At 53.1% G+C, this 16,625-nt stretch carries 10 protein-coding genes; 6 read left to right on the top strand and 4 right to left on the bottom strand.

The window, feature by feature from the left end; all coding sequences use genetic code 11:
• Positions 1-93: 93 nt before the first annotated feature.
• Both AC53GJ_RS02415 and AC53GJ_RS02410 read right to left on the bottom strand, forming a co-directional pair.
• Entirely contained in the window at positions 94-1,449 is a 1,356-nt protein-coding gene (locus tag AC53GJ_RS02415) for a lysine N(6)-hydroxylase/L-ornithine N(5)-oxygenase family protein (RefSeq protein WP_496730940.1), read from the bottom strand.
• Between the two features lie 57 nt (positions 1,450-1,506).
• Complete coding sequence (locus tag AC53GJ_RS02410; RefSeq protein ID WP_496730939.1) at positions 1,507-2,748, bottom strand: salicylate synthase; 1,242 nt, start codon at positions 2,746-2,748, stop codon at positions 1,507-1,509.
• A 248-nt stretch (positions 2,749-2,996) separates the two neighbouring features.
• On the opposite strand from AC53GJ_RS02410, the gene AC53GJ_RS02405 reads away from it, so the two are divergent.
• From AC53GJ_RS02405 to AC53GJ_RS02380, 6 genes are read left to right on the top strand one after another with little or no spacing between them, the layout of a single operon-like run.
• Positions 2,997-9,065: an amino acid adenylation domain-containing protein gene (locus AC53GJ_RS02405; protein WP_496730938.1), complete on the top strand. Its 6,069-nt coding sequence runs from the start codon at positions 2,997-2,999 to the stop codon at positions 9,063-9,065.
• Positions 9,058-9,279 carry an MbtH family protein gene (locus AC53GJ_RS02400; protein WP_496730937.1) on the top strand — a complete coding sequence of 74 codons (222 nt, stop codon included), beginning with the start codon at positions 9,058-9,060 and terminating at the stop codon, positions 9,277-9,279. The genes AC53GJ_RS02405 and AC53GJ_RS02400 overlap by 8 nt, the downstream gene beginning before the upstream one ends.
• Positions 9,276-10,958, top strand: a complete 1,683-nt coding sequence (locus AC53GJ_RS02395; RefSeq protein ID WP_496730936.1) for an amino acid adenylation domain-containing protein — start codon at positions 9,276-9,278, stop codon at positions 10,956-10,958. The genes AC53GJ_RS02400 and AC53GJ_RS02395 overlap by 4 nt, the downstream gene beginning before the upstream one ends.
• Positions 10,959-11,015: 57 nt before the next feature.
• Positions 11,016-13,025 (top strand): condensation domain-containing protein, encoded by a 2,010-nt coding sequence (locus AC53GJ_RS02390; protein ID WP_496730935.1) that lies wholly within the window; start codon positions 11,016-11,018, stop codon positions 13,023-13,025.
• Positions 13,022-14,719, top strand: a complete 1,698-nt coding sequence (locus AC53GJ_RS02385; RefSeq protein WP_496730934.1) for a (2,3-dihydroxybenzoyl)adenylate synthase — start codon at positions 13,022-13,024, stop codon at positions 14,717-14,719. Before AC53GJ_RS02390 ends, AC53GJ_RS02385 begins: the two co-directional genes overlap by 4 nt.
• A complete protein-coding gene (locus AC53GJ_RS02380; RefSeq protein WP_496730933.1) occupies positions 14,716-15,546 on the top strand; it encodes a class I SAM-dependent methyltransferase in 831 nt (276 codons plus the stop codon). The genes AC53GJ_RS02385 and AC53GJ_RS02380 overlap by 4 nt, the downstream gene beginning before the upstream one ends.
• Before the next feature lie 188 nt (positions 15,547-15,734).
• On the opposite strand, the gene AC53GJ_RS02375 is transcribed toward AC53GJ_RS02380, so the two are convergent.
• Both AC53GJ_RS02375 and AC53GJ_RS02370 read right to left on the bottom strand, forming a co-directional pair.
• On the bottom strand, positions 15,735-15,866 hold the full coding sequence (locus AC53GJ_RS02375; RefSeq protein ID WP_496730932.1) for a hypothetical protein: 132 nt from the start codon (positions 15,864-15,866) through the stop codon (positions 15,735-15,737).
• Positions 15,867-16,053: 187 nt separating this feature from the next.
• A complete protein-coding gene (locus tag AC53GJ_RS02370) occupies positions 16,054-16,509 on the bottom strand; it encodes a hypothetical protein (protein WP_496730931.1) in 456 nt (151 codons plus the stop codon).
• Positions 16,510-16,625: the final 116 nt, after the last annotated feature.

Below are 16,625 nucleotides of genomic sequence, written 5' to 3'. Positions count from 1 at the left end.
GCCAATTTACATCAATCTCTGGTGTAAGAAAATTGGCGGGCCGATACCAGGGTAAAGCGGGAAAGCGCTTCGATCAGCGCTTTTTAAACCAGCTTATGTTGGCCATTCTTCGTGATACAACCGATGACTATGCGCGTTTTTTCCAACCACAGCTGATGGTGCAGGTCCATCGAGCGCAGCCAACAATGCTGTACTGATTTCATCCGAGCGGATAGCCAGCACAGATAACAAAGTATCACTAAGCCCATGTGACGACTCGCAATAACCTTGCAGATAAACTGGCACCTGAAAATCTGCGGTCGTTTCCAGCCGGTAATTGCGGTCAACGTCGTAGTTCCCTAGATATGGGGCAAGTGGCGCCAACAGCTCACGGTGTGTTTGGCGTTGATAGCCAGTCGCCAGCACCACCAGGTCATACTCTTGGACCAGCCGTTCGCCGCTATCCAGCCGATGAAGTGTCAGCTGGACACCTTGTGCTGTTGTACTAACGTGTTCAACAACAGACAAATTACGCAAAACATGTTGAGCCGCTTTAGCAACTTTCTGGCGATAAAAAATGCCATAAATTTGTTCGATCATCGATGTATCAACGGCTGCATAATTGGTGTGACGATACTCATACAACCATTGCTGACGCTGCAATGCAGGCTGCCGAAATAGCAACTCAGTGGTATCAGGGTTAAAAATTTCATTCACAAAAGGGCTGGAATCCGCCGGCTTTAAAGCAAAGTTACGGATAACTAACTCAACTTTGGCAGACGGATATTGCTGCTGCAGATCCAAAAAGACTTCGGCAGCACTTTGTCCGGCCCCAATCACTGCCACCCGCAGTGGCATCGATTTATTCGCCGCCACCTTCGCAAGCGAAGGCAAATACTGGGCGTGATGAAAAATGCGCTTATCCGCAAGAAAGGGTTGAAACAGATCAGGGATGCTTGGTGTGCCCCCAGCACTGATCACCACCGCCCGTGTTTCTCTGACTGATGTCCTGCCTTGGGTATCACGGGACCAGACGCGCACTGTTTTAACCTGCCCAGCAGTTACAACAGGTTCAATTGCCGTTACTTCTTGGCCGTAACAACACTGGCCGGCAAAATGCTGGGCGACCCAACGCAGGTAATCATTAAACTCCAGCCTGCTTGGATAAAATGTGCCGAGATTTATAAAATCCACCAAACGGCCATGTATATGCAAGTAGTTGATAAATGAATATGGGCTGGTGGGTGAACGCAGCGATACCAGATCTTTTAAAAATGAAATCTGTAAATCACTGTGGCCAGTCATCGTATTGCCGTGCCAGCAATACTCTGCTTGTTTATCCAGAAATACCGCATTTAGGGCCTGTTGGCCTGATTTTTTCTCCTCTAACGCAATGGCCAAAGCAAGATTTGAGGGGCCACAACCAACCCCAACCAAATCGTAAACGACCGTTCCCTTCGAACTATCCATGGTATTTGCCTATTGTTTGTTTAACGCCTGACTGCATCGTTTAACTCAAGTCGTTGCTCAACCTCGCTTAACAACCCAAGGCGCGACACTGCTCAGCTTTTCTGTAGTTTCCGTCAATTCGCGTTGTGGATTTGACGCACTGACGACCCCTGCGCCGGCTTGCAACCAAGCGGTTTGTTGATGACCAAGCAAACTCCGTAACACCAAAGCTGCATCCAAAGTTCCATCATGATTGATACGTAGCACTGCGCCTGCGTACAAACCACGACTGTCTTTTTCCAGACGTCTAATCTCTGCAAAAGATTCACGCTTGGGAATGCCAGATGCTGTGACAGCAGGAAACAAACTGACAAACGCATGCCAAGCATTATTTTGCGCCGCTAACTGACCACAAACTGTCGACGCGAGATGCTGAACTGATCCGCGTTCTTTTCGTTCCATAAACTGACGTACCACCACACTTGATGGCTCACAGACCGCAAGCATCTCCTCCACTGACAGACGCACAGAGATTGCGTGCTCATGGGTTTCTTTTGGATCACGATATAACTCGTTAAAACGCGAGAGGTCTTGTGCTATCAAGCCGTCGAGTCGACGGGTTCCTGCCAACGGTTCTGTGGTAACACATCCCTGCTTATCAACTGACACCACAATTTCCGGACTAAAACCACTGGCTTGCCAGCCAGCAAGTTGTAATGAAAATGAACGAGACGGATTATTATGCTGACGACCAGTCAACCAAGTCGCGACAAAATCCGGCGTAAAATCCAATAACAACTTTCGCGACAGAATAACTTTTTCCAACTCATGCCGATTAATACTCTCGATCGCCTCACGCACCGCGTTTTGATATGGCAGATTTTCGCCGATGTTCAACTCGGCATATCGGTAGTCTTGTTGTGCTGGCTTATTGTTTAACAAAGCTGTTAATTGCCACTCCAAAGCCGGTGAGTCAGTGACAATACGGGTCTCATCACCCAACTCGACGACAACTTGTGGCTGGCACAGATACAGCAACGGGACCTCGCCGGCACGCTCGGCTTCGGTTAATAAATGCGGTGCATTCAACGCATATGCCAGTTCAAAACATGCCCAGCCTCCTGCTTGCCATTCCCCTTGCCAGCCAGCCAACTCAGTAGCCAGGGCCTGACAAAGTTCGCTACCTGCGACTTTTCGCACCGACACCACCTCACCATGTCGACTTTCGAGACGATCAGCAAACAATGTCACGGAACGCACCACGCCGCCGCCAAACCAACAATTACCATCCTGCTCATAAATCAGATAATCCGTAAACAATTGACTATCAGCCAGCTGTGCTGCGGCACTTAATTTCTGTTCCAGCATCAGGTGCTGCTTCTTTGTGGGGGCCAACAAGTCATTTGTCATTACGATGGGTTCCTTTATAGGTTAAGTAACGTTCCGTTGTGGTGAATGACCACTCAAACAAACATTAATGTAAATGCTAATTATTTGCATTACAACTAGCATTAGTAAAAATTTGCCCGTATATTGATACTGAAAATGGATTTCGATAGGACATGACGATGACAACAGTTGAATTACGGCAACGACTCGCGCAACGTTTGGCGGTCTCAAGAGGACTTCCGGCACAGACACATTCGGCCAGCCGTCAGCAGGAAACAACGCGCACCATTAGTCGTGTCTTAGCGCAACACCATATCCCACTGTCACATGCACAAGAGCGGATGTGGTTTTTGCATGCGTTGGACCCCAACGCCTCAGCTTACAATGTCTGTGTGTTATGGCATTTGCACGGCAACCTCAATACCGCGGCACTGCAAGCAAGTGTTGACCGAATCATCCAGCGGCACAGCATATTTCGTACTATTTATCAGCTAGGCGACGACGGTGTGGCCAGTCAACAAGTGCTGGCCATTTTACCTGTGGATTGGCAGGTGGCAGATCTCAGCACTATTGCGGCTGATGAACGCATCGGACAGTTACAGCACATCGCACAACAAGCCAGCGTTTCACCTTTTGATCTGAGCGCCAAAAGCCCATTACGATTAGTGTTGGTGACCATAACCGCAGAGCAACATGTGCTAGTGATGGTCGGCCAGCATATCGCCTGGGATGGCCCGTCATTTGGCATTTTCTCTCAAGAACTGGCGTTAGGTTATCAGCATTTCATCGATGACAAACCCGCGCATCACCCAAGCATGCCGTTGCAGTACATCGATTTCGCGGCCTGGCACCGCGCGCACTGGCAACAGGCGTCAACACAACGTGATCAGCAACTGACATTCTGGCAAAGTCAATTGTCCCCGTTACCAGTCCCCCTGAGATTTCCAACAGATTTTGCCGCCTCAGCAGGTGCAGGTGCAGATGAAGCTGGAGCATGGTGTAGTGAGACTTTAGATAAAACATCATCAAAGGCGTTTCTGGCACTAGCAGCTCAAGAACAAGCAACCCCTTTTGAAGTACTTGTTGCCGTTATCGCCTTGATGCTCACTCGGTTGTCACGCGCAACAGAAGTCACCATTGGCACTGTTGCTTCACATCGCCAGTTAGCTGAACTGCAGGATGTGATTGGTAATTTTGGCAACGTTGTACCGTTACGTTTGGCCGTTGCCAGCCAATGGAGTTTTCGCGAATTGCTCCGCCAATGCGTGACACGCTGCCGCGCAGCCTTCGCCCACGCTGATATCCCCTTTGAGTATTTGCTGGAACATTTACAAATCCCGCGCGGGTCCACCCAAAACCCACTACTTGATACTATGGTGACCTTTTTGCACCACGGTATGGCAGCGCCACAAATGGCTGGTTTGCAAGTGGACTGGCAAAAACACTTTAACGGTACCACACAAACTGATTTGTCATTTGACGCCCTACTGCAATCAGACCAGCTGCAGCTGCAGGCAACCTGGCGACGCGCATTATTTCACGAGCAAACCGTGCCTAATCATTTACAGCGTTTGGCTTCTTTACTGAAATCCTGTGTAGCTGAGCCGGATAAGCCACTGGCATGCCACTCGCTGTTATTACCAAGTGAACAGCAGCAACTAAGTCGTTGGGGAAATCGGTCTGCTTTGCCCACAACAAGCAACACATTGGTGGGATGTTTTGAGCAAACAGTGCGACAACAGCCCAATGCCACCGCACTGGCGATTGCCCACACTAACATGCCCCACCACACCGGCGGGATCAGTTTCGCCAGCTTAAATGGCCGTGCCAATCGCTTGGCACGCTGGCTTATCACGCAAGATATTGGTCCGGAGGATCGGGTGGCCATTGCCCTACCCCGACAGTCTGATTGGTTTGTGGTGATGTTGGCAACTTTAAAAGCAGGTGCCGCTTTTGTGCCAATTGACCCAACCTATCCAGCTGATTATATCGCCCGGGTGGTTCGACTGGCCCAACCCGCTTTGTTGTTTATCACTGACCCGCAATCGACGATGGCCGACCAGCTCGCACAGCACAATGCAATCACGCTGACATTTGCTGACGCCATGCGTAACGCACAGGCACTTGGTTTATCTACTGACAATATCCCCGACAGTGAACGCCGGCAACAGCTCCAGCCTGCACATCCGGTGTGCATCGTGTTTACGTCAGGCTCTAGCGGCGAACCTAAAGGGGTGGTTGTACCACATGCTGCTTTTGTCAATTTGCTCAGCAGCCACCGTGAGGATCTATATCAGACCGCCTACCGTCACACCGGTGAGCGGTCGCTCCGTATTGGTCACGCTTGGTCATTCGCTTTTGATGCTGCCTGGCAACCTACTTTGTGGATGTTCGATGGCCATGAAATCCACCTGTTTGATGCGGATATCATGCAGGACCCCATTGGATTAGCACGGGAAATTATCAGCCGCCGGTTAGATTTTATTGAGCTTACTCCTGGCATGCTTGCTGAAGTATTACCTTGGCTACAAGCTGGTTTGACTGACAGTCAAGGCCGTTTTTTGCCACCACATGTGCCTGCATTGCTTGCTTTTGGTGGCGAATCGGTGAAACAGGCGCTGTGGGACCGGATCCTGACGTTGCCCAATACCAGCGGTTTTAACCTCTACGGTCCAACCGAAGCATGTGTGGATTCCACCATCGCCAAAGTACAAGTTGCAAGCCCACCCAATATCGGCGGACCGGTCGCCGGTGCTGAAATTTATGTGCTGGATACTTGCTGGCAACTGGCGCCCCCCGGCGTCGCCGGCGAGCTGGCAATCGCAGGTAACGGTTTGGCCCGCGGCTACCTGAACCGTGGCGATCTGACCGCGCAACAGTTTATTGCCAATCCGCATGGTCAAGCTGGTTCCCGGCTCTACCGCACCGGCGATCGAGTCCGCTGGTTACCCAACGGACAGTTAGAATATATCGGCCGCATCGACGAGCAAGTCAAGATCCGTGGTTTTCGGGTTGAACCTTTGGAAGTGGAAGCCAGTCTCGAACGCTTGGCGCAGCGACCTTGTGCCGTCGTGGCTCGCCCAAACCTACTCGGACATTTGCAGTTATTGTGTTTTGTTGAGACCGCGGAGCACTTGGTGGATATCAAAGTGTTGCAGGCGCTTTTTGCCACCAGTCTGCCCAGTCACCTGCAGCCAAAATTTGTGATCCCTATCCAACGCTTGCCAAGATTACCGAATGGCAAAATCAACCGGCGTGCTTTGGTGATGCCAGCGGCTTTAGAAATGGCGCCAAGTCGTCTGGCTCAAACGCCGCTGGAACATCAGTTGTGCCAGTTAATGGCACAGGTGTTGGGCCACCCAGAGGTGCGCCCGGATGACGGATTTTTTGAGCTGGGTGGCGATAGTATCTCGGTGATCCGTTTGGTTAGCTTGGCGCGGCATCAAGGCATCCACCTGACGGCACGCCAAATCTTCGATGCGCGTTCGGTCGCCCGGTTAGCACCACTACTAAGCAGTCCCGACCCCAGTCAGGCTGCAACTTGGTTACGCCACGACAATGACGATTGCGGCATCGCACTGCCAACCCCTTTGATGGCCAGCTATCTGGCGCAACAACTACCACTACAACGTTTCGCCCAAATTGTCAGTATCCCGCTACCTGACGACATCAATAAACCCATAATCGAAAGCCTGCTGAACGCACTCATACAACACCATGCCATGCTGCGGGCGCGGTTGGTCAGGCCCGATACCACAAAGTCCAATACAACAACGCCATATCTGGAAATTCCCCCAGTTGAGCAAGCCACACCGGTTCGGCTGCTGCCGACACTGGCTTACAGCGGCGCTGAGCAAAGCGTCGCTGGGCTACCGTCAACCAGCCATGCCGTGATGCTGGCACGCGCCCTTTGTGAACAACTTGCGCCAGACGCAGGAATTATGATGTCAGCCATATTGCAGCCAGCAGAGCCGTTGCAAGGCGCGACATTATGGTTAGCCGTGCATCACCTCGTCATCGATGCCAGCTCCTGGCATATTTTAGTGGCGGATTTGGCACAAGGTTATCAGGCCCTGAGCCAAAATCAGCCCCTTGCACTCTCGCCAGTGCCAACCGCCTGGCGCAATTGGTCAGCAACATTGCCGCGTTTTGCTGTTAAGACTGACGTCACAAAACCACAGACAGCGCCACCCACGCTTGCCAACGCCAGCCAACTCAGTTGGTCTTTAGCTGAACAAAACGGGCAATGCCCAGCAGCAATCATCGCTCGTCGACTTGGCATGCCGGTCGCCGTGTTAATACCTGCCATCGTGGCATTAGCTGCACAACAAGCCGGCTTAATCCCGCCCGCCAACGAGCTGATTGTGGTGATTGAACAACAGGGGCGCCAGTTCGACCGCAGGCAAGATTTATCACGCACTATCGGTTGGTTTGCGTCAGAGCATAGAGTGCCTCTAATCAGCACCAACACAACCAGCAGCACCATCAATAACAACGAAAGCTATGCATCTATCAGTCGGTTGTTGCAGCTTTGGTGCAGTGCCATTGAACAAACCGACCACCATCAACAGCGGCCTGACGCTTTGTCAGCTGAGCCTTGGCTACTGGGTGTTAACTTTCTTGGCGAAATCGGCAGTGTCAGCGAGGCAAAACACTGGGTGGCCCAACCTCGGCTGGAAGTACTGAGTGCGGCTTGTGGTGAACATTGGCCGCTACGCCATCAGCTGGATATCAATGCCTTTTATTGCACTGTGGCTGATGGCCGAACTTTACAGTTCACCTCACTTGCACCTCAAAACAGCATGACTCAAGACGATCTGACGCGTTTGTTCGCAGTATTAGCTGAGTTGTTCAATATGCTCAGTGGCGTTGAACCTGCTGACGAACCAGCTACTTGGCCGCATCAAATCCTCGCGGCACAACAGCATACAGTCACCCCGCTGCAGTATGAAATGTTGCGTCATTGCGCTAAGGCTGAAGATCCCTGGACTACGCAGCTGGAGTTGTTGCTATCTGGCCCAACCACACTAACTTTAACTGCCGCTGCATTACACCAAAGCGCTGCCGCTCTGATGGCACGTCACTCGGCACTGCGCGCTGGTTTTATCACAGACAGTGCAACAACTTTTATCCCAACCGCATTAACCCCGGATTGGCAAGCGCTTGATTGGCGTGCTGTGCCGGCCAGCGAGCAAACAGGGATGCTGACACAACTACGTGGCCAATGGTATCAGCATCAGTTTCGCCTCGACGCCCCGCCTTTATTGCGTTTTTTGGTGATACAACACAATGAGGCTCAATGGCGTTTATTGATCAACAGTCACCATTTGTTGCTCGATGGCTGGTCAGTGCCCAGAGTCTTGCACGATTGGCTCTCCGGGGCTATCGGTAGCACCGTTGATGAAGCACCAGTGCTCAGTTGGCCAGACTATCTCAATTATTTACAGCAACAAGACACTGCACCTGCCCGCCGCTATTGGAATCAAAAGCTGCAAGGCCTCAGCCAGACGACCTTGCTGCGCCCAACACGTCGCCGTCGTGTTCAGAGTGCTGATTTACATGACACTCTGCCACAGACAGAGCACGACCTGCTCGTGACAGGCTGCAAACAAGTTGGCGTGTCGCCTGCCGCATTGTTTCAATTGGCATGGGCACATACGCTCAGTGCCACACTGGGGCAACAGGATTTGGTATTTGGCTTGTTTGATTCAGGACGTGCATTGCCTCTACCGGGTCTTGCCAGTTTAGTTGGGCTAGTCACGCAATTGGTGCCAATGCGCATCAACACCACAAATACCTTGCCGCTTACGCAACAACTGCGCGACCTGCAGGCCAACCAGTTTGACTGGCAATTGCTGCATCCGGTGCGCATCGATACGTTGGCAGCCAGCCTGCAACTTGGCGAGCTGTTCGACACACTGCTGGTGATCGAAAACGCTTTGGACGCTGATCAAATCCAATTGACCAGCAAAACCGGTCAATCCGCTGTATCACTGATTCAAGAGCAGCACTGGCGTGACTCAATTGGCTACACCGCCGGGTTATTTATTTATCCAGCAAAGAACACTGCGTTGCGGTTAAGTTACGACCCAACCACCGTTAGCCAGCTTGACGCCCGTCACTTGCTGGACACTTTCCGTCACCAACTGGGGTTGCTTGTCGCAGCACTGGCGCCCTTCCCAACAACCGATCTAGCTGGCGCAAGGCAGGCGCCTGTTTGCACTACAGTGGAGACTGACCATGAGTGACAATTTGTTTGACGATGAGTCCATTAACTTTTTGCTGCTAAGCAATCATGAACAGCAGTATTCGATGTGGCCGTCGATGTTAGCAATTCCCAATGGCTGGCGCTGTGAGCAAGGTCCTTGGTCACACCAACAATGCGTTGAATGGTTACAATTGCATTGGACTGATCTGCGGCCACTCTCGTTGCAGCTTTTGGCACAGGCGGACCAATCATGACGGCCGGAGGTTCCATTTTGCCGGATAGCCTGCATGGCCGTGTAAGCCAGCAGGCGCAACGCTGGCCAGAGCGAATAGCGCTCAAATTTCGTCAGCAGCAACTCAGCTACCGACAGTTAGATACTTTGGCAAACAACCGCGCACAGCAATTACAAGCCGATGGGGTTAAAGCAGGTGATCTGGTCGCCTTGCTGCTACCCCGTGGTCTGGAACTAGTCATTGAGTTATTAGCAGTGTTAAAAGCCGGTGCGGGTTATGTCCCCCTTGACCCCAATTACCCCACAGAACGGGTCGATTGGATGATCAACGCAGCAAAACCAGTCCTGGTGATCACGCAGCCCGCTATCGCCCGGCTACTGTGGCAAGACGAAGTGCCCTCAGCGTTTAGCGCCAAAATCCGCTGGCTTAGCCACTCGCCAGACGCGCCGGGACAATCAGCTAAGCCAGACGTCGCCACACCAGGCGCGGCACAGACTCCGCCAGCAATCACATTTCAAGCACTGGCTGTCGCCTACGTCATTTTTACGTCCGGTTCGACCGGCAACCCGAAGGGGGTGCTGATTGGTCACCAGCAGGTACTGACGTTGCTGGACGCGGTCACGCCACAGCTTGGCTGCGACCATACTGACAGCTGGACTTTGTTTCACTCCCTCGCGTTTGATTTTTCGGTGTGGGAACTTTGGGGAGCACTGACCACCGGCGGACAGCTGATTATCGTGCCGCAGGAAATCGCCTGGTCAGCCGAAGCATTTGCCAGTTTATTACGCACCGAACAGGTCACAGTGCTCAACCAAACCCCATCGGCTTTTTATCAACTGCTCGATAGTGAAGAGCATCGACTGACCAGGGATACTCAGCCGCTGCTGTTGCGTCAGGTGATCTTTGGTGGGGAAGCGCTGAACATGAGTCAAATCAAACGCTGGTGGGCCTTGTACCCTGAAGGCCAACCCCGTTTGATAAACATGTATGGCATCACCGAAACAACAGTGCATGTGACTTGGCTGGAATTAACCCAAGCCATGGCATCGTTGGACGGCAGTCCTATCGGCAGCGCCATTTCCAGCTTGACATTACATCTGCTTGATCAACTGCTGCAGCCGGTCGCAGATGGCTGCGTTGGTGAAATTTATGTAAGTGGTATGCAGCTGGCGCACGGCTACCTTGGCCGGCCTGATTTAACCGCCAGCCGCTTTATTGCCAACCCAACCGAGCCGGGCCAGCGCCTTTATCGTTCGGGCGATCTCGCCATCCGGCGGGACGGGCAACTGCTGTATCTGGGGCGTGCCGACCGGCAACTCAAGATCCGTGGTTTTCGGATAGAACCCGCCGAAATCGAATCTGCGCTGGCAAGCCATCCTGCCATCCAACGTTGTGCCCTGCTTGCATTGCCATCTGATACGACCGGTGCTGCGGAGGAGCTGCTGGCCTGTCTAGTGGTCAAACCGACTGCAGGTACGCCGCCTGTACCGGCCGAGCTGCGTCAATTTCTTGCCAGAACGCTGCCAGTGCATTGTATCCCAACAGCATTTTTAGTCATCGCCGACCTGCCGCTGACGGTAAATGGCAAGTTGGATCAGGCGACCTTATTGGCGCTCTGGCGCTCCCAGCAGCAAGACGCACAGCAACAACGTTTGAACCTGTTGCGTACGCGACTGGCCGCTAAGGCAAAACCAATTTGACCCCCAACTACGCTGCAACCGCCGTGACACGCAAGTTGCAATCAGGAGATTATTTCAATGAATGATGTCGTCGCTTCCTCGGCCCAATTGTCCGAAATACTGCCATTGATCGCACAACAACTGCAGGTCGATGTCACAACACTCACCGCCGATACCGACTTGTTTGTGGCAGGTCTGGATTCAATCGCCTTGATGAAGTTAGCCGCCAGTTGGCGCGCTGCCGGCCATCAGGTTGATTTTGCCACCTTGGCACGTGACCCGCGTGCAAGCGCTTGGGCAGACTATTTGGCATTACCACCACTACCGATGGAGAGCGCCGCGGTTACTTCAGTAGCCTCGCTGCCTGCCAACGCAACACAACCCTTTTCGCTGGCCCCGATGCAGTACGCTTATTGGGTTGGTCGTGAGCCGACTCAACCACTTGGTGGTGTTTCGGCACATCTCTATACAGAGTTTCAACATGCTGGCTCACAGGCGCATTTGTCACCTGATCCACAGCGGTTAGCCGCAGCACTACAGCAATTGGGTGAGCGTCATCCATCATTACGCTTACAAGTCACTGCCGATGGACAACAAATCCAACGACCAGATGGGCAGCAACTAAAACTACATGTAGAGGATTTGCGCCATTTATCTGCAGTTGAGGCTGACCAGCGGCTGGAAATACTTCGAGCGCGGTATTCAGCCCAAATGCTGGACATTACGGCTGGTGAAGTGCTATCGATTGCATTAAGCCTGCTGCCAGATGGCAACACGCGTTTGCATCTGGACCTTGATATGATTTGCGCCGATGCCGTCAGCTACCGCACCCTGCTGCGGGAACTGGCTTTGCTCTGCGACGATCTCACCACACCACTAGCGCCACTTGAAGCCACTTACCGGCAATTTCGTTTCAATAACGAACAGCGCTGGCCAAGCATTCAAGCCACCGCTGGCCACTGGTGGCAACAACGTTTGGCCGACTTACCCGCAGGCCCACAACTGCCGCTGCAGCCCACATTTGGCGATACACCCCAAACATCAAGACGACACTTGCAGCTTAATAGCGATTTACGCAACGCTTTGTACAGCCAATGCCATCAACACGGCCTGACACCTGCTGCAGTGCTCGCTACCGTACTGGCGGAAACACTGGCCGGTTGGAGTAGCGAAGCGCGTTTCTTATTAAACGTGCCGCTGTTTTTACGCCCTTTGGAGGGGCCAAGTTATGCAGGAGTTGTTGGCGATTTCAGCAGTTCAGTGATGCTGGATGTCGACCTGCGCAAACGTAAAACCTTTATTGAACACGCCAGACAACTGCAAAACCAGCTACATCAAGATGTGGCGCATGCTGATTACCCAGGAGTGCAGGTGTTACGTGATCTGGGCCGCTTGCAAGGCAAACAAGTCACAGCACCTGTGGTATTTACCAGCGCACTGAACCTTGGCGAGTTGTTTGATCCGGCGGTCAGACGTGTTTTTGGCGACCCCATCTGGATCATCTCACAAGGTCCACAAGTATTACTCGATGCCCAAATCACCGAACTGGACCAAGGCATATTGCTTAATTGGGACTGCCGTGAGGACGCCTTTGTCGCCGGCGTGCTGGACGCCATGTTTGGCTATTTCTGCCGCTCTATTGAAGCATTGGCACATCAACCCGCTGTCTGGTCGACTTGCCTGAGTGACTATTTACCCGCCGAGCGGGTTCGGCCAGCCACAGCCTCTGCGGCTATCACCAGCCACAAACAAACGGCTACTCCACCACGCACCTTGTTAGAGAGAGCTGTCGCAGCACTCTGGACTCAGGTACTAGGTGGTGATGGTCAGCATATTCACCTGAATTTGTTTGCCGCCGGTGGTGACTCCGTGCTGGCGAATCGCCTCGTCGCACAAATCCGCGAGATTTTTGGCGTGACGGCCATCGATATGCAACGGTTGTTTCACAACCCGACGATCGCCGGCATCGCAAGTGCAATTGCCAACTCAGCAGCGGCAGAGCATATCGAACAAATTGCTACTATTTATTGCGAGATCTTGCAGTTTGATGACGCCACCTTATTGGCGGCTTCGGAGGGGGTGGTATGAGTGAACCCACTAATCCAGCATTTGATGGACTGACATTATGGCCAGCCTCTGCAGTTGACAAATATCGCCAGGCCGGCCTCTGGGGCGAACAAAACCTGGCACAGTGGCTTAGCCATGTTCTGCAAACGCACCCACAACCGGTGGCACTGAGCGGACCAGGCTTTGCCGGAACCAGCTGGCAAGAGTGGTCTGGGCAAGCGTTATACCAAACCGCCAGTAACATGGCGGCTGGCTTCCAGGCTATTGGCCTCAAACCCGGTGATCGGGTGGTCCTGCAACTTGATAACAGCTGTGCCTTTGTCATTACCTTGTTCGCCGTGTTGCTCGTGGGTGTGATCCCAGTGATGGCCTTGCCCGGCCATCGCTTTAGAGAAATCGCCCATTTTATTCGTTTGACAGACGCCCGCGCTTGGCTGGCAAGCGCAGGCGAAGCAGGCATGGATTTCAATGAACTCGGCAGCCAGCTACGCACAGCCATCCCCGGTCTGGAGCACGTCTTTATCGACACCGACAAAAATACCCCTCATCGCAGCCTGAGTTCATTACTCAGCCCGGCGAACCCACAACTCTCGTTGCCCGGGAATGCGGTTGATGCTGCCGGCACCGCATTATTGTTGTGTTCCGGTGGCACGACCGGCTTACCTAAGTTGATCCCACGAACCCACCGGGATTATTTGTACAACGCCACCGCGAGCGCCCAAGCGGCTGGACTGGGACCAACCGATTGTTACCTGGTTGCCCTGCCGGCGGCTCATAATTTTCCACTGGCCTGCCCAGGATTACTCGGCGCCTTTCAAGTGGGTGCCCGTGTGACCATGTGCCCGTCCCCGAGCCCAGATATTGCTTTTCCTTATCTGGCGCGATCCGGGGCAACCGTCACTGCGTTAATCCCTCCTCTGGTGCGGGTCTGGCTGGAGTATGCCGCGAACTTAGGCACAGCCCCAGCCAACCTGCGGTTATTACAAGTTGGTGGCGCTAAACTCGACAGCGCAACCGCCCGACGTATTCGCCCTGAACTGGGTTGTGCTTTGCAACAGGTTTTTGGCATGGCCGAGGGGCTGCTTAATTATACCCACCTGTCTGACCCTGACATGCTGGTGTACAACACACAAGGCTGTCCGCTGTCTGCTTTTGACGAGATCCGGATTGTCGATACACAAGGCAACGATGTGCCTGCCGGCAAAAGTGGTGAACTCTGGACCCGCGGCCCTTATACCTTGCGAGGTTATTACAAAGCAGCTGATGCCAATCAACGTGCATTTAGCCCTGATGGCTACTACCGTTCTGGCGATATAGTCCGACAACTCAGTTCAGGCCATCTTATCGTCGAAGGCCGGGCACGCGAAGTGATCCGCCGTGGCGCTGAGACTGTTGCAGTCGAAGCCTTAGAAGCAATGCTGGCGCAACTCGATGGCATAAAAGACGTCGCGGTGGTCGGTTTGCCTTGTGAGCGGCTTGGTGAGCAGGTCTGTGCTGTTTTTGTGCTGACTGACGCAACGGCGCCACCGACGCTAGCTGCCGTACGTCAATACCTCAGTGTGTTAGGTACAGCACGATTTATGCTGCCAGATAGACTGGAATTTGTCGCCGAAATCCCCTGTACCGCTGTTGGCAAGATCGCTCGTCAGCAACTAAGCAACAGTATTCAACAATCACGCCATAACGTTACATTTCAAGGAACAGCTAATTTATGACTGCAGAAACTTTCAAGCGGCCAATCACCACATTGACCCAGGCACAGAAGCCCGTCGCACCACAATGGTCGGCCACAGAATACGAAGCCGGTAATGAAGGACAATTCCGCGCTGCCTGGCAGGCACTGGATAGTATCGGTGTCTGGCATCATTTGCCGGCCGGACGCGCAGTTGATGCTGGTTGTGGCAGTGGTCGTCTTGCTGAAGCCTTAGCCAGACAAGGCTGGCAAGTGGATGCCACCGACGTCTCAGCCTCCATGGTGGCCGCCGCGCAAAACCGCTGCCAGGGCCTGCCAGTCAGGGTGGAAGTCTGTGATGCCCGGCAGTTACAACTGCCAGCACGCAGCTATCAGCTCGCCAGTAGTTTTTGGATGCTCCACTGGCTGCCAGACGCCCGCCCGACAGTGCTGCAACTGGCTGGCGCTGTCGCACCTGGCGGCCATTTGGTATTGCAATGGAGCTGTGGGCAACCGCGGGCTCAGGGGTTTATGTTGCGTGATACCCTGCAAGAAGTCTTCGACCGGCCTGCATGGCGGCACCGTTTAGTGGACGCGCCCTTGGCAATGTATCAGCATCCGATTGAGGATGTATCACAATGGGTTCGTGCAGCCGGTTTTGAGATTTTAGGCAGCCGTGAACATCTTGTGGTTGGCGGTGGCGAAAACCAGACCAGTTTGCGCCGAGCCTTGCGTTCTGCTGCCTTTGCAGCACAAACGGCAGTGCTTGGAGATGATGTCGATTTACTCATCGATGAGTGTTTGTTACTGCTGCACGAGCGTCAGGCGCTACAAGTGGCCAACACTGAACTGGTAGCACGTTTAGTCTAAGGGCACATCATTGCACCGGCCCACCATTACACATAGACCGGGTTGTTCGAGCTAGCCAGCTGGTCGAGCAACCCGGATGGCGGCACTATGACAGCATATTTCGCCAAAAGGCCGCGGGTTTGGTTGACCTTTGCAGTGCTCTGATGAGCGCTATGCGGACCCGATGCAGCGTCTGCCAATCCTGTTACTTAGCCATTTTGAACTGGTACAAAGCGCAGACGCAGCCGACTGAGTGCCTCGCAAATTGCTGCAGCATCGTTTGCATCATTTTTATTGGTTTTGACATAAGGTTTGACGAACTGGACGGCAATCAACTCCATGTTTTGCAGCAGCCGGCCCCAACAATCAACGCTGGCACAAGCTTCTAGGCCAATCAGGCAAGGCTCAATTTTATGGAAAAACGCCGCCATTTGCTGGCGGCGCAGCTGTCGCAGACAAACAACTTTCTCATCAGCATCCACCCCATGAATTTGAGCTTGCAATGCTTAAGCAAATTAACGCAGGTGACTATGTAATCGCCGCAACCTGTTGCTGTAATGCCTGTAACAGCGGTGCTGCAATGGGTAAACCGCTCACCGGTTCCGCTGGATTCGCCAGCCATGCATAGGCCGCCTCCAACGACGGAAACAAACCGCCTGGGATGCCAAACGCTTTGCGGACACTCATTTTTTTCATCCGTTCGTAAGACTCTGGCGGCACCACAATCAACATTGATTGCACCCAATGGCGCATCTGCTCTGCCGCGCCCTCTTGCATCCAGCGTTGGGTGGCCGGACCGACTCCTGTAGGATGTTTTAGCGATTCAGCATCCAAATATACCCGGATCACATGAAACGGCTCACCCCGGGCAAACCAAGCATCCCAACTTGCTAACGAGTCCAGATGTTGTGCCAGCGAGGCCTCACCACGATTTAACGTCAATGCGACGGGCCAAAACTGGCTATCATGTTGCAATAAACTCATTTGTTGTTTTCCTTCACTGGGCCTTTGCTCGCTGCATTTGCAGTGCATGCAGTGCATAAAGCAGCATAACTAAGTCATTAAATGGCCATACACAGGACCATGAACCACCGCGGTCG

Source organism: Rheinheimera sp. B2H12 (assembly GCF_059620065.1).
This window is presented reverse-complemented; position numbering and strand designations above follow the sequence as displayed.

Coding starts and splice junctions, on each gene's coding strand:
- AC53GJ_RS02415 (WP_496730940.1), bottom strand. CDS start 1,449: ATGGATAGTTCGAAGGGAACGGTCGTTTACGATTTGGTTGGGGTTGGT.
- AC53GJ_RS02405 (WP_496730938.1), top strand. CDS start 2,997: ATGACAACAGTTGAATTACGGCAACGACTCGCGCAACGTTTGGCGGTC.
- AC53GJ_RS02400 (WP_496730937.1), top strand. CDS start 9,058: ATGAGTGACAATTTGTTTGACGATGAGTCCATTAACTTTTTGCTGCTA.
- AC53GJ_RS02395 (WP_496730936.1), top strand. CDS start 9,276: ATGACGGCCGGAGGTTCCATTTTGCCGGATAGCCTGCATGGCCGTGTA.
- AC53GJ_RS02390 (WP_496730935.1), top strand. CDS start 11,016: ATGAATGATGTCGTCGCTTCCTCGGCCCAATTGTCCGAAATACTGCCA.
- AC53GJ_RS02385 (WP_496730934.1), top strand. CDS start 13,022: ATGAGTGAACCCACTAATCCAGCATTTGATGGACTGACATTATGGCCA.
- AC53GJ_RS02380 (WP_496730933.1), top strand. CDS start 14,716: ATGACTGCAGAAACTTTCAAGCGGCCAATCACCACATTGACCCAGGCA.
- AC53GJ_RS02375 (WP_496730932.1), bottom strand. CDS start 15,866: ATGGAGTTGATTGCCGTCCAGTTCGTCAAACCTTATGTCAAAACCAAT.
- AC53GJ_RS02370 (WP_496730931.1), bottom strand. CDS start 16,509: ATGAGTTTATTGCAACATGATAGCCAGTTTTGGCCCGTCGCATTGACG.